The sequence below is a fragment of the Prauserella salsuginis genome, from assembly GCF_024648885.1.
In the GTDB taxonomy this organism is placed as follows: domain Bacteria; phylum Actinomycetota; class Actinomycetes; order Mycobacteriales; family Pseudonocardiaceae; genus Prauserella; species Prauserella salsuginis.
Map to the genome: position 1 here is coordinate 441,066 of NZ_JANBBF010000012.1, position 13,278 is coordinate 454,343.

A 13,278-nucleotide genomic window follows, 5' to 3' on the forward strand; every position below is an offset into this window, starting at 1 on the left:
GAGCTCGGGCGAGGTGCCGGTACCGCCGGTGCCGGTGGGGTCCGGTGGCCGCACCGTGCGTCCGAGTGGCCGCCGTCGGGTGTCCTGGTGGACGTGGGCGGCGTGCGTGTGTCCGACACGCTCTCGTCTCAATGTTAACATTCAGACAAGAGGAGGTACGAATGTCCGAGCGGATCGTCACACCTGCGCGGCGCCGCGGACTCGCCGACGAGGTCGCGGACACGGTGCGCGAGGCGATCTTCGAGGGCGCCTATGCACCGGGTGCGCAGTTACGCGAGGTCGAGCTCTCGCACACACTCCAGGTCAGCCGAGGGCCGGTGCGCGAAGCGCTGCTGCGGCTTGAACGGGAAGGACTGGTGCGCACGGCCTGGCACCGCGGTGCGTTCGTCGTCGAGCTGTCGGCCGCCGACATCGCCGAGCTCGACAGTCTGCGCGGGGCGCTGGAAGGACTGGCCGTACGTCTCGTGTCCGAGCGGGCCGACGAGTCCGGTCTCGCCGCGATCGAAGCCGCCGCTGACGCCATGGACCACTCCGCCGACCCCTATGCGATGGTGCGCGCGGACATCGCCTTTCACGACGCCGTGTACGCAGCGGCCGGACACGAACGGCTCCGTGGGGCCTGGGAGGCGATCCGCTCGCAGGTCCACCTCTTCCTGCTGACCCGCGTGGGTGTCAGCGACGACCTGGCGCATTTGCCCGGGGAGCACCGCGAGCTGGCCGCCGCATTGCGTGCGGGTGACACCGACCGGGCATCGACGCTGTTCGCCGACCACCGGAAGTACGCGTTCGACCTGCTCACCGGCGGGCACACCGCCACGTCGCACCCGGACCCCGAATTTCGGGAGTCCGAATAGGACGCGGACGGTGTGCCCGCCGGTGGCTACGGGGAACGGTCAGTGCCAGTCGAGGTTCCCCTCGATGCGTTCGCCCGCGATCACCAGGTCGTCGAACGTCAGCTCCCGGACGTTCTCGAGCACCATCGGGGTGTCCGAGTCGGCAACCGTGATGTTGCGCAGTGTGACGTCCTGCAACGGCGCGTCCTCCGGCCCGTGGACCTCCAGGGTCGTCGCGGCGCTGTCGACCGTGAAGTCCTCGAACACCAGGTCGCGATAGACCGGCGGGAAGTCCCCGCCGAGCTCGCCGGGATAGTCCAGCTGGAACCAGATCAGGGTTTCGAAATCCTCGACCTCGAAGTCGCGGACGCGGATGTGCTCCACCGTTCCGCCGCGGTCGAGATTGCCCTTGAACCGAATGGCCGACGCACCGGAACGCAACGTGTTGTCGTCGAAGAAGACGTACCGGATGTCGCCGGACATCTCACTGCCCAGCGCGATGCCGTCCTCACCGCCCATGTCGTTGTTCCGGACGACGACCCGTTCGCTCGGCCTGCCGATGTCCCTGCCGTCCTTGTCGCGACCCGACTTCACGACCACGGCATCGTCGCCGGTGCGGAACCGGTTCTTCTCGACCAGGACGTTCGTGCTCGAATCGACGTCGACGCCGTCGTTGTTGGCGTTGTGGCTGTCGACGGTCAGATTCCGCACCGTGGCGTGATCGGTGTAGACGAGGTGATTGATCCAGAACGGCGAGTTGTTCACCGTGTAATCACTCAGCAGCACCCGCTCGGCGCCGAAGAACTGGATCATGCTCGGCCGCAGGAAGTGGCCTTCCCCGAAGCGGCGCTGCTCGAGCGGTTCCCCGTCGAATCCCATGCGCCGGAGCTTCTGCACGTCCTCGTCCTGCTTGTCGTACCAGGAGAGGAACTCACTCGCCTCGTTGCCGTCGATCACGCCCGTGCCCGTGATCGACACGTCGTGCACGTCCTTGGCGTAGATGAGCGGCGAGTAGCCGTACATCTCGGTTCCTTCCCATCGCGTGTGCACCACGGGAAGGTAGTCGGCGGGATCGGCGCCGAACAGCAGCCGAGCCCCGTCGGAGACGTGTAGGTCGATCTTGCTTTCCAGGTGGATCGGGCCGTCGCTGAGCCAGGTGCCCTCGGGCAGGATGACTCGGCCGCCGCCGCTCTCATGGGCGGCGCGTACCGCCGACATGATCGCGTCGTGGTCGTCCGTCTTCCCGTCGCCGACGGCGCCGTACTCGGTCACCCGGAACTCACGGTCGGGAATGGACGGCTGTTCGACCGTGTCGACGATCCGGTCGGCCATGTTCCACAAGGGGTCCTTGCCTCCCTGGCCCTGTCCACCCGGTTCCGGTGCCGCGCCGGCAATGGAGCCGGCGCCGGCACACAGCAGGCCGGCCAGTGCCACGAGGAGTGCCTTCGCAGGTCGTGACCGCTGTTTCATCCGTTCTCCTCCGCAGTGAGTGGACGCCGTTGAACCCGGTCAACCCGAGGCACCGACGTCGATGACCTCGTCGTAGCGCTCGCCGTTGATCCCGACGTTCTCCAGGCGGAGATTCCGGACGTGTTCGAGTTCCATCGGAGTGTCGACGTCGGCGAACGTCGAATCGCGGATGGTCACATCGCTGATGGGGGACTGTTCGTAACCCAGCAGGTAGAGACCGAACGCACCACCGGTGCTGTGGACGTTCTCGATCCGGATGTCCCGAACCGTCGGCGTGTGTTCGCCGGCGTCACCCTCCTCGTACTGGAAGTTGATCCGGATGACCTCGCCGCCGATCTGCGGAATGTCGTTGTCACGGAAGTACACCTGTTCCACGGTGCCGCCCCGCACCGAGTTCGTCTTGATGCGCAGCGCGCGGTCCAGGTTCTCGCTGTCCATGACGTTGTCCTCGGCGAACACGTTGTACACGTCGCCGGACATCTCGCTGCCGATGGTCACGCCACCGTGCCCGTCGGCCATCGTGTTGTCGTGGATCACGATGTTCTCGCTGGGTACGCCGATCCGGCGGCCGTCCTCGTTGCGTCCCGACTTGATCGCGATGCAGTCGTCGCCGTTGTCGAAACTCGAATTCTTGATCACGACGTTCTTGCTGGACTCGGGGTTCACGCCGTCGCTGTTGGGGCCGACCGGGCTGTCGAGGGTGACCCCGTCGACCGTGACGTTCTCCGACAGCACGGGGTGGATCATCCACATCGGAGAGTTGGTGAGCGTCACGTCCTCGACGAGGATGTTCTCGCTCTCGTAGAACTGGACGAAGTTCGGCCGGAGCTTGCTGTCCTCGAAACGGCGCTGCTCGACCGGCACGCCGTCGGCGGCCCACTGGAACAGCTGGTCACGGTGTTCGGTCTCGATGACTCCGCCGTCGCCGTTCGACTCCTCCTTCCACGGCCACCAGTGCTCGTCGTCGGCCTGGCCGTCCAGCGTGCCGCCGCCGGTGATGGCGACGTCCTCCGCGCCGTGGGCGTAGATGAAGGGGGAGTAGTTGTACAGCTCTACGCCTTCCCAGCGGGTCTTGACCGCGGGCAGGTAGTCGTCGGGATCCTGGCTGAATCGCACCGTTGCGCCGTCGCTGACGTGCAGTTCGATGTTGCTGCGCAGGTGGATCGCGCCGGTGTGGAACTCGCCCGCCGGGACGACGACCTTGCCGCCGCCCTGCTCGGCCGCGGCGTCGATCGCGTCGGCGATCGCCTCGGTGCTGTCGGCCTGGCCGGTCGGGTCGGCGCCGTAGTCGGTGACGTCGAACGGGCGTTGCGGGATCCGGGGCGGCTTGACTTCCTTGCGGATCTGGTCGGCCAGTTCCCAGCCGTGCGGCTCGGTCTGGCCGGGCGCCGTGTCCGGCGGGTCCGCCGTCGCGGCGGGGGTGAGGACGGACACCGCGAGCGCCGCGCCGAGCACGGCGGTCAGGGTGCGGGTGAGGACTGTTGACGACATGCGTTCTCCTCGCTGGTACTCGACGGTGAGCACGCTCGCTCCCGGGCCGCCTTCGGCGCGGGAGGGATTTCGCCGGGCTCCGGTCCGCTGACATCGCTTCCGGCACCCTGAGAAACCGGTTTCTGATGGAACAGCAGCCTGATTCAGGTGTCAATGGGAGAATTCGGCACGATGTGAACAACGTCGGCCGCGCGGGTTTTCCGGCTCGCCGCCGCTCCCGCGTCCGCGGGCCCGTTCGTGCTGCGGTTCCAGGGCCGGTTCCGGCTGGTTCTCGTCTGTCGGAAACACCAGTCGTGCGGACGTCTGCCGTTTGACGTGCGATAAGGTCGACAGAGTCGGTCAATATCGGCGAAACCGCTTTCTCCGGGGGCCCGGGTGGTGGTTGAGGATGTGGATGTCGAGGAAGGAAGGACGGCCCATGGATCCGGGCGAGCGCACGCCGTCGGTCACCATCAGGGACGTCGCGCGGGCCGCACAGGTGTCGCCAGCGACGGTGTCACGGGTGATGAACCGCCGGAGCACGGTCGACGTGGAGCTGGCCCGCAGGGTGCAGCAGGCGGCCGCCTCTCTCGGCTATCACCCGAGTGCCGTCGCCCAGGGGCTGGCGCGAGGTCGGACCGAGTTGGTCTCGATCCTGGTGCCGGATCTCGGCAACCCGATGTTCCAGTCGGTGCTGCGCGGGATCAGCAGGGCGGCCGGGGTCGAGGGGTACCGCGTGCTGGTCACCGACAGCCACGAGATGCCGCTCGAGGAACCGTTCCTGGCGCAGGAGACGCGGTTGCGCACCGACGGGTTGGTGCTCTGCTCACCCCGTTCGCACGACCAGGAGCTCCTGGAACTGGCGGGGAAACTCGAGCCGTTCGTCCTGGTCAACCGGCACGTCGAAGGTCTGCTCGCACCGATGGTCGCGGTGGACTACGCGGCCGGAATCCGCGCCCTCGTCGCTCATCTCGCCGGCCTCGGGCACCGGCACGTCGCGTATCTGTCCGGCCCGATGGCCAGTGTGTCGAACCAGGAGCGGCTCGACACACTGCACGCGTCGGCCGAGGGGCGTTTCGAGCTGACGGTCCTCGAATGCGGCTCGATGCACGAGGACGGCTACGAGGCGGCCGACCGGGCTCTCGGCACCGGAGCGACCGCGATCATCGGCTACAACGATCTGGTGGCCCTCGGCGCGCTCGGCAAGTTCCATGCCATCGGGGTGTCGGTGCCGGACGAGGTCAGCGTGGTCGGGTTCGACGACATCGCGTTCGCCCGCTACGCCTCGCCGATGCTGACCACGGTCGCCGTGCCGCAGGAAGCGCTCGGCGAGGAGGCCTGGCAGCGTCTGTCGGCCGTGCTGCGCGGGGAGGAACCGCCCGCCGACGTGTGTTTCACGCCGCGGCTGGAGGTCCGGCAGAGCACGGCCAGAGTCTCGCGCTGATCCGTCCGGCGCCTGCACGAAGACTGTTCGGCCACGACCGATCCGGCATCCGGTCTTGACAGCATCGCGCCCGCGGCTAGGGTGAGAAACCGGTTTCTCGCACGGTGTGGCCGTGCGTGCTCCATCAAAGCCGATCGGAGTTTCTCGTCCCATGTCACAGTCCCCATCGAGGCCGCCGATGCCGGCCAGGGCGTTACGCCTGGGGCTCGTCGTCGTCGACCGGACGACCGATGCGCTGACCCTCCTCGGTCTCGTGGCCATGGTGCTGGTGGTCAGCTGGCAGGTCTTCGCCCGGTTCGTCCTCGGATTCACCCCGGGCTGGGCCTCCGAGGTCGCGTTGCTGTTGCTGTGCTGGCTCGCCTTTCTCGGTATCGCCAAGGGAATTCGGGAGCACAGCCACATCGCCGTCGGGTTCGTCGTCGACCGGTTGCCCGGGATCCTGCGGGCCGTCGCCATCCGGATCGCGCCCGCGCTGATGGCCGCGTTCGGTGGCTACCTCGTCATTCAAGGCGGTGAGTTCACGCAGCTGATGATGTATTCGACGTTGCCGGCCACCGGTCTTCCCACCTCCGTGCAGTACGCGGCGATGCCGGTGGCCGGTGTGCTGATCGTCGTCTACAGCCTGCTGCAGCTGTTCGGTCTGATACCGCTCGATCCGCCGGATCCGGGGTCCGATGCCGGCACGGCGGGTTCCGCTCCTTCCGGGGAGGGGGATGACCGATGATCGACCCCGTCGCCGTCCTGCTGCTCTTCGGCGGGTTCGCCGTGCTGATGCTGTTGCGCGTCCCCGTTGCGTTGGCGCTCGCGGTCTCGTCGATCGCCGCCGCGCTGTGGATCTCCGTTCCACTGCCGCTCGTCGGGCAGAAGATGGTCCAGGCGCTGAACTCGTTCCCGTTGCTGGCCATTCCGTTCTTCATCCTCGCCGGTGAGGTGATGGCCGGTGGTGGTGTCGCCCGCAGGCTGATCGACCTGGCCAACGTCTTCGTCGGCTGGCTGCGCGGCGGTCTGGCCATGCTCAACGTCGTGGCCAGCACCTTCTTCGGCGGTATCTCCGGCTCCGCGGTCGCCGACACCTCGTCGGTGGGCTCGGTGATGCTGCCGATGATGCGCGAGCAGGGTTACCCGGCCAACTACTCGGTCGGTGTCACCGTCTCGAGCGCCACCCAGGGCGTGCTGATCCCGCCGAGCCACAACATGATCATCTTCGCGCTCGCCGCTGGAGGCAGTGTCTCGATCGGCGGCGTGTTCATGGCCGGTGTCGTACCCGGCCTGCTGATCGCGGCACTGCTGCTCGTGGCGTGTTACGTGATGGCCAGGAAACAGGGCCACCCCAAGGGGCAGCCGATTCCGGCGAGGGACGTGCCGAAGATCGTCTGGCAGGGACTGCTGGGTCTGCTGACGCCGGTGATCGTGATCGGCGGCATTCTCACCGGAGTGTTCACCGCGACCGAGTCGGCGGCGATCGCCTGCCTGTGGGCCGTGCTCATCACGTTCGGTGTGTACCGGGAGGTGCCGCTGCGGGCATTCACGGGCATGCTGCGCCGTTCGGTGAAGACCCTCGGCACGGTGCTGTTCCTGATCGCGGCGGCGGGCGCCTACGGGCATCTGCTGACCGTGCTGCAACTGCCCGAAGCGCTCACCCAGGCGCTGCTCGGGCTGTCCGACAACGCGGTCGTGATCCTGTTGCTGTGCAACGTCCTGTTGCTGGTCCTGGGATCGATCATGGACATGGCGCCGCTGATCCTGATCACGACGCCGATCCTGCTCCCGGTGGTCACGTCGCTGGGTATGGACCCGATGCAGTTCGGCGTGATGCTGCTGCTCAACCTCGGCATCGGCCTGATCACGCCACCCGTGGGCAGTGTGCTGTTCGTCGGTTCCGCGATCGGCGGCATCCGCATCGAACAGGCCGCCCGCGGCGTGCTCCCGTTCTATCTGCCGATGGTCGCCTGCCTGCTGCTGGTGACCTTCGTCCCCTCGTTGTCGTTGACCCTGCCCCACTGGCTCGGTTTCTGACGGCGGCTCCCCGTTCCCCGTGAAAGGAGACATATGCGCAGCGCAGCGCTTCGTCGAATGACCACGGTCGCCCTGGCGGCCTCGCTCGGACTCGGTCTAGCCGCATGCGGCGGCGCAGGCGGTGCCCAGGAATCGGTGACCTGGCGGCTGGCGGAGACCCATCCGGGCGACTATCCGACCACGAAGGCCGACGAGTGGTTCGCCGAGGAACTGAGCAAGCGTTCCGACGGCCGGATCCAGGTCGACGTGTACCCGGACGCCCAGCTCGGCGAGGAACGGGACGTCCTCGAGCAGATGCAGATGGGCTCGGTCGAACTCAACCGCACCAACGCGAACCTCGTGGGCGAGTTCGTCCCGTCGTGGAAGGCCTACGGCATCCCGTACGCCTTCGCCAGCGAGGAGCACTTCTGGAACTTCCTGCAGGGCGAGGGCGGCCAGGCCAAGCTCGACGAACTGTCCGAGATGGGTGCCGTGGGGTTGGCCTATTACGACTCGGGAGCCCGGTCGCTCTACACCAACGGAAAGCCCGTCGAGAAGCCGGAGGATCTGGCGGGCCGCAACATCCGGGTACAGCCGGGTTCGATCACGGCCGAGGTGGTCGAACAGCTCGGCGGCTCGGCGACGACGATGGACTTCGGCGAGGTCTACAGCGGCATCGAGACCGGTGTGATCGACGGCGCCGAGAACAACCTGCCCAGCTACGTCTCGACGCGGCACTACGAGGTCGCGGACAACCTGACGCTGAACGAGCACCAGCGAGTGCCCGAGGTGCTGATGATCTCCCAGTCCGCCATGGACCAGCTGTCCGAACAGGACCAGCAGCTCGTGCGTGAGGTGGCCGAGGAGTCCACGGAGGTCCAGCGCGAGCTGTGGCAGGAAGAGGTCACCGCGAGCCGCAAGACACTCGAGGACGCGGGTGTGACGATCACCGAGGTCGACGACAAGCAGCCGTTCGAGGACGCGGTGGGCGGCCTGAAGGAGCGATACGCCGGCCAGTACGGCGACTTCATGGACGCCGTCGAGGCTGCGGAGAAGCAGTAGCGGTTTCGCTACGGAGAATCGATGTTCCCCGTCGTGCGGGCACACCCTGCCCGCACGACGAGGCCACCATGTGTGAGGAGTAGGAATGCGGGTCCTCGTGACCGGAGGGTCGGGACGACTGGGTCGCAATGTGGTCGGCGCGCTCGCCGCGGCGGGCGACGAGGTCGTCTCGGTGGATACGGCGCCGGAGCAGCGCGACGACGACGTCGTGACGTTCCCGGCTGATCTCACCGATGCCGGTGAGTGTTATTCCACGCTGGCGCGCTTCCGTCCGGACGCGATCGTGCATCTGGCGGCGATCCCGGCGCCGGGGATGCGTAGCGAGGTCCGTACGTTCACCACGAACACGGCACTGTCCTACAACGTCTGCCAGTCCGCGGCCGACCTCGGTGTCGGGCACGTCCTGGTGGCGAGCAGCCCGACGGTGATGGGATACGGCAACCCGGCCGGATGGCAGCCGTCCTATCTCCCGCTGGACGAGAACCATCCGGTGGCGCCGTGGAACGCCTACACGATGTCGAAGGCGGCCACCGAGGACGTCGTGCGGGCGTTCGCGCGCCGGGGGGAGGGCCGGTTCCACATCTTCCGTCCCTGCTTCGTGGTGTCACCCGAGGAGTGGCGCGGCGCCCCGACCCAAGGTGGTGGCACGGTGCGGCAGCGGCTCGAGAACCGGAGCCAGGCGGCGGTGTCGCTGTTCAACTACGTCGACGCCCGTGACGCGGCGGAGTTCGTCCGGTTGCTGTTGGCGAAGGCGGAGCACGTGCCGAACGGCGAGACGTTCTTCGTGGCGGCGGCCGATGCGCTGGCGGAGAAGCCCCTGAGCGAACTCCTTCCCGAGCACATGTCCGTACCGGACGAGATCGCCGGGCAGCTGACCGGCACCGCGTCGGCGTTCGACACGAGCAAGGCGCGTGGGCTGCTCGGCTGGGAGCCGACGTACGACTGGCGCACGGAGCTGGTGTGAGCGCCGCCGCGGGTATCGCCGAGCTGAGGTGCGCGAGCACCCGGTTGCCGCTGCCGGGGACGTGGGACGGCGGAGTCAGCTTCCACGACGTCGTCGTGGCCCGGCTGCGCGACGCCGGCGGCGCCGAGGGCACGGGGTTCAGCTGGACCCCGCGCGTCGGGGCGAGTGCCGTGCGCGCGCTGCTCGAGGACGAGTGCGCGGACTTCCTGCGCGAGGCGGGAACCCATCCGATTTCGGTCTGGGAGGCGCTGTACGCCCGGCTCCACGAGGCCGGACCCGGTGGTATCGCGGCGATGGCGCAGGCGGCCGTCGACATCGGACTGTGGGACCTGCGTGCCCGGGTGGCGGGCACGAGCCTGGTGGACCTGCTCGGCAGGCGCCGGGAGATCGTGCCTGCCTACGCCAGTGGTGTGAACCTCGACTACAGCCTGGATGAGCTGCAGGCGCAGGTGAGCCGATGGGTCGAGGCCGGGCACACGGCGGTGAAGATCAAGGTCGGCTCCGCCGAGCTGGACCGTGACCTGGAGCGCGTCGCGGCGGTGCGCGAGCTGATCGGCCCGCACGCCAAGCTCATGGTCGACGCCAATCAGCGATGGGACGTGCCGACGGCCTCGCGCGCCGTCAACGCGCTCGAACGGTTCGATCCGTACTGGATCGAGGAGCCGTTGCCCGCCGACGACCTCGCGGGACACGTGCGGCTGCGGTCGACGACGCGGGTGCCGTTCGCCGTCGGGGAGAACCTGCGGACCGTGCGGCAGTTCCGGGACATGCTGGCGGTCGGCGTGTGTGACATCGCGCAGCCCAACGTGGTCCGCGTCGGCGGGATCACGCCGTTCCTACGGATCGCCGAGCTCGCGGCCGCCTACGACGTGCCGGTGGCGCCGCACCTGTTGCCGGAGATGTCGGCGCAGCTGGCACTGTGCGTGCCCGTGGTGTCCATGGTGGAGGCGATCGACCGGGCGTCACTGCAGGAGCTCGGTGGGCTGGCCGAACCCTCGGGGGTGACCGTCGACGCCGCCGGAGCCCGCGCCGACACCGGCCCCGGCCACGGACTGGTGTTCGATGTGTGACGCACGCGCCGAACGGCCGGTCTCCCCGTGGGGAGACCGGCCGGGCCGTCCGGTGCCGGTGGTCGGGTGCCGGTCAGGTCAGTGCGAGCACTCCGCTGAGGGCCAGGGCGATTGCGAACGCGATGCCGCCCATGAACGTTTCCATCAGCGTCCAGCTCTTGAGCGTCGTCCGGATGTCGATGTCCATGTAGCGGTTGAACAGCCAGAACCCGGAGTCGTTGACGTGCGAGAGCACGGTGCCGCCTGCGGCGATCGCGATGACGACGAGCGCGATCTCCGGCTGCGACATGCCGGACTCCTGGATGAGCGGGGCGACGATGGGCGCGGTCGTCACGATCGCGACCGTCTTCGAACCGAGTGCGACACGCAGCGCGGTCGCGATGAGGAAGGCGAGCACGACCGCGGGCAGTGCCGTGCCGGACAACGCACCGGCGAGCGCCTGGCCCGCCCCCGTCGCTTCGAGTACCGCGCCGAAGATTCCGCCCGCACCGGTGACGAGCAGGACCAGTGCCACCGGGCCGAGCGAGGCCGACGCGGCCTTCTCGATACGTTCCATGCTGAAGCCGCCGCGCAGGCCGAGCAACCAGAACGACAGGAGTGCGGCGACCGTGAGGGCGACGACCGGAGCGCCGACGAACTCGAGGGTGCTGCGGACCGCGCCCTCCGGGAACACGACGCCCGCGAACGTGTTGAGCATGATGAGCAGTACCGGCAGCAGGATGACGGTGACCGTCACCTTCAGCGACGGCGGAGCCTGTACGGCCGTACCTCCTCCGGAGGCGCCCGCGCCGCTGTCGCCGTCGTATGCCGCCTGGCCGGACTTCTCCTGAGCCTCACCGACCAGCTGCGCCGGAACCGGAACGTTCAGCCGGTCGCCGATCCGGGTGCCGAACAGGTAGGCACCGAAGAACCAAGCGGGCAGGCCGCAGATCAGGCCCATGATCGCGATCCAGCCGAGGTTGCCGCCCAGCAGGCCGGCCGCCGCAACGGGGCCCGGGTGGGGTGGAAGGACCGCGTGCATGATGGCCAGTCCGCCGACCGCGGGCAGGGCGATGCTGATGACCGAACGGCCGGAACGCTGGGCGACGGCGTAGATCAGCGGCAACATGATGATGAACCCGACGTCGAAGAACACCGGGATGCCGAAGATCAGCGCGGTCAGCCCGACCGCCAGGGGTGCCTTGCGTTCGCCGAACGCGGCCAGCAGCCGGCTCGACAGGACGCCGGCCGCGCCGGACTCCTGCATGACGCGGCCGAGCATCGCGCCGAGTGCCACGATGACGGCGATCTCGCCGAGCGTGTCGCCCATGCCCTCCTCGAGGACAGCGGGGATCGCGGACGGTTCGAGGCCTGCGGCGATGCCGACGACGATGCTCACTACGAGCAGTGCCACGAATGCGTGCAGCTTGGCCTTGATGACGAGCAACAACAGCAGCGCGATGCCGCCGGCGACGAGCAGCAGGAGCGCCCACGACGGCAGGGTCCATGCCGTGTCCGGTTGTTCGGCAGCCAGGGTAAGAGTGTTCACAGGCTTCATTGCCTCCTGAGGACGGCACGCGACACGCGCGTGCCGGGATATGGGGACGAATTACGGGGAGCTGGCAGCGGCGTCGGGTCAGCCGCGGTCGAGGGCGGGGCGTTTCGGGTCGAACGTCCAGCCGGGGACGAGGTAACGCATCGCGGTGGCGTCGTCGCGCGCTCCGAGTCCTTCGCGCAGATACAGCTCGTGCGCACCCTCGACTCGGTCGAGGTCGAGTTCGACGCCGAGCCCGGGGGCGTCCGGAACCGGCAGCAGGCCGTCGGCGATCCGCAGCGGCTCGCGGGTGAGCCGTTGCCCGTCCTGCCAGATCCAGTGGGTGTCGATCGCGGTGATCTCGCCCGGCGCGGCCGCGGCGACGTGCGTGAACATGGCGAGCGAGACGTCGAAGTGGTTGTTGGAGTGCGAGCCCCAGGTCAGGCCCCAGTCGGCGCAGAACTGGGCGACTCGAACCGATCCGCTCATCGTCCAGAAGTGCGGATCGGCGAGCGGGATGTCGACGGAGCCGGCGCGCACGGCGTGGCCGAGCTCGCGCCAGTCGGTGGCGACCATGTTCGTCGCGGTCGGCAGACCCGTCGTGCGGCGGAACTCGGCCATGGTCTCGCGACCGGAGTAGCCGGCCTCCCCGCCGCACGGGTCCTCGGCGTAGGCGAGGACGTCGCGCAGGTGGTGCCCGAGCTCGATCGCCTCGGCGACCGGCCAGGCGCCGTTGGGGTCGAGCGTCACGCGGGCGTCGGGGAACCGCTCGGCCAGTGCCCGAACAGTCTCGGCCTCCTCGCGGCCGGGCAGGACGCCGCCCTTGAGCTTGAAGTCGCGGAAACCGTAGCGATCGCGGGCCGCCTCTGCCAGGCGCACGACGGCGTCCGGGGTCAGTGCCTCCTCGTGGCGGAGCCGGGCCCAGTCGTCGGCGTCCGCCGGTTCGTCGGACGGCGACCGGTAGGGGAGATCGGTCCTCCCGCGGTCACCGACGAAGAACAGGTAGCCCAGGACGGGGACCTGCGACCGCTGCCTGCCGTCCCCGAGCAGCTCGGCCACGGGCACGTCGAGCTGTCGGCCCAGTAGGTCCAGCATGGCCGATTCGACGGCGGTCACGGCGTGCACCGTGACGCGCAGATCGAAGGTCTGGTTGCCGCGTCCCGCTGCGTCGCGGTCGCCGAAGCGCTGCTGCATGTCGCGCAGCACCGAGCGGAACCGGGCGACGGATGATCCGACGACGAGGTCGGCCGATTCCTCGAGCGTGGTGCGGATCGGTTCGCCGCCGGGTACCTCGCCGACGCCGGTGTGACCGTCCGAATCTGTGAGAATCACCAGGTTGCGGGTGAAGAACGGGGCGTGCGCTCCGCTCAGATTGAGCAGCATGCTGTCGTGGCCGGCGACGGGGACCACGCGCATCCCGGTCACCACCGTGCGTTGCACCGATGTCATCACTGTCC

General features: G+C 68.5%; 11 protein-coding genes. 7 read left to right on the forward strand and 4 right to left on the reverse strand.

Annotation, left to right across the window (positions count from 1 at the left end; genetic code table 11):
• Nucleotides 1–161 precede the first annotated feature (161 nt).
• Nucleotides 162–854 (forward strand): GntR family transcriptional regulator, encoded by a 693-nt coding sequence (locus LY40_RS19910; protein WP_258937797.1) that lies wholly within the window; start codon nt 162–164, stop codon nt 852–854.
• A 39-nt stretch (nt 855–893) separates the two neighbouring features.
• Here the strand turns inward: LY40_RS19910 and LY40_RS19915 are convergent, their stop codons facing one another.
• Together LY40_RS19915 and LY40_RS19920 are read right to left on the reverse strand one after the other, a co-directional pair.
• Entirely contained in the window at nt 894–2,303 is a 1,410-nt protein-coding gene (locus LY40_RS19915; RefSeq protein WP_258937798.1) for a glycoside hydrolase family 28 protein, read from the reverse strand.
• A gap of 39 nt (nt 2,304–2,342) precedes the next feature.
• Nucleotides 2,343–3,794, reverse strand: a complete 1,452-nt coding sequence (locus tag LY40_RS19920) for a glycoside hydrolase family 28 protein (protein ID WP_258937799.1) — start codon at nt 3,792–3,794, stop codon at nt 2,343–2,345.
• Nucleotides 3,795–4,212: 418 nt separating this feature from the next.
• On the opposite strand from LY40_RS19920, the gene LY40_RS19925 reads away from it, so the two are divergent.
• The 6 genes from LY40_RS19925 to LY40_RS19950 all read left to right on the forward strand — a co-directional run bounded on the left by LY40_RS19925 (nt 4,213) and on the right by LY40_RS19950 (nt 10,308).
• Nucleotides 4,213–5,217 carry a LacI family DNA-binding transcriptional regulator gene (locus tag LY40_RS19925; protein WP_258937800.1) on the forward strand — a complete coding sequence of 335 codons (1,005 nt, stop codon included), beginning with the start codon at nt 4,213–4,215 and terminating at the stop codon, nt 5,215–5,217.
• A gap of 178 nt (nt 5,218–5,395) precedes the next feature.
• Nucleotides 5,396–5,941: a TRAP transporter small permease gene (locus LY40_RS19930; protein WP_228726714.1), complete on the forward strand. Its 546-nt coding sequence runs from the start codon at nt 5,396–5,398 to the stop codon at nt 5,939–5,941.
• A complete protein-coding gene (locus LY40_RS19935; RefSeq protein WP_183787502.1) occupies nt 5,938–7,233 on the forward strand; it encodes a TRAP transporter large permease in 1,296 nt (431 codons plus the stop codon). The genes LY40_RS19930 and LY40_RS19935 overlap by 4 nt, the downstream gene beginning before the upstream one ends.
• A 57-nt stretch (nt 7,234–7,290) precedes the next feature.
• On the forward strand, nt 7,291–8,274 hold the full coding sequence (locus tag LY40_RS19940) for a TRAP transporter substrate-binding protein (protein WP_228726713.1): 984 nt from the start codon (nt 7,291–7,293) through the stop codon (nt 8,272–8,274).
• A gap of 85 nt (nt 8,275–8,359) precedes the next feature.
• Nucleotides 8,360–9,238, forward strand: coding sequence for an NAD-dependent epimerase/dehydratase family protein (locus tag LY40_RS19945; protein WP_183787500.1), 879 nt, complete (start codon nt 8,360–8,362; stop codon nt 9,236–9,238).
• Complete coding sequence (locus tag LY40_RS19950; RefSeq protein WP_258937801.1) at nt 9,235–10,308, forward strand: mandelate racemase/muconate lactonizing enzyme family protein; 1,074 nt, start codon at nt 9,235–9,237, stop codon at nt 10,306–10,308. Before LY40_RS19945 ends, LY40_RS19950 begins: the two co-directional genes overlap by 4 nt.
• Nucleotides 10,309–10,381: 73 nt before the next feature.
• Here the strand turns inward: LY40_RS19950 and LY40_RS19955 are convergent, their stop codons facing one another.
• Both LY40_RS19955 and LY40_RS19960 read right to left on the reverse strand, forming a co-directional pair.
• Complete coding sequence (locus LY40_RS19955; protein WP_258937802.1) at nt 10,382–11,836, reverse strand: GntP family permease; 1,455 nt, start codon at nt 11,834–11,836, stop codon at nt 10,382–10,384.
• An 87-nt stretch (nt 11,837–11,923) separates the two neighbouring features.
• The gene (locus tag LY40_RS19960) at nt 11,924–13,270 is read right to left on the reverse strand and encodes an enolase C-terminal domain-like protein (RefSeq protein WP_258937803.1); all 1,347 of its coding nucleotides are present in this window, start codon (nt 13,268–13,270) and stop codon (nt 11,924–11,926) included.
• Nucleotides 13,271–13,278 lie beyond the last annotated feature (8 nt).

Bases quoted from the DNA above. Each gene is read 5' to 3' on its own strand.
- LY40_RS19915 (WP_258937798.1), bottom strand. From the start codon at position 2,303: ATGAAACAGCGGTCACGACCTGCGAAGGCACTCCTCGTGGCACTGGCC.
- LY40_RS19940 (WP_228726713.1), top strand. From the start codon at position 7,291: ATGACCACGGTCGCCCTGGCGGCCTCGCTCGGACTCGGTCTAGCCGCA.
- LY40_RS19930 (WP_228726714.1), top strand. From the start codon at position 5,396: ATGCCGGCCAGGGCGTTACGCCTGGGGCTCGTCGTCGTCGACCGGACG.
- LY40_RS19920 (WP_258937799.1), bottom strand. From the start codon at position 3,794: ATGTCGTCAACAGTCCTCACCCGCACCCTGACCGCCGTGCTCGGCGCG.
- LY40_RS19935 (WP_183787502.1), top strand. From the start codon at position 5,938: ATGATCGACCCCGTCGCCGTCCTGCTGCTCTTCGGCGGGTTCGCCGTG.
- LY40_RS19945 (WP_183787500.1), top strand. From the start codon at position 8,360: ATGCGGGTCCTCGTGACCGGAGGGTCGGGACGACTGGGTCGCAATGTG.
- LY40_RS19960 (WP_258937803.1), bottom strand. From the start codon at position 13,270: ATGACATCGGTGCAACGCACGGTGGTGACCGGGATGCGCGTGGTCCCC.
- LY40_RS19910 (WP_258937797.1), top strand. From the start codon at position 162: ATGTCCGAGCGGATCGTCACACCTGCGCGGCGCCGCGGACTCGCCGAC.
- LY40_RS19925 (WP_258937800.1), top strand. From the start codon at position 4,213: ATGGATCCGGGCGAGCGCACGCCGTCGGTCACCATCAGGGACGTCGCG.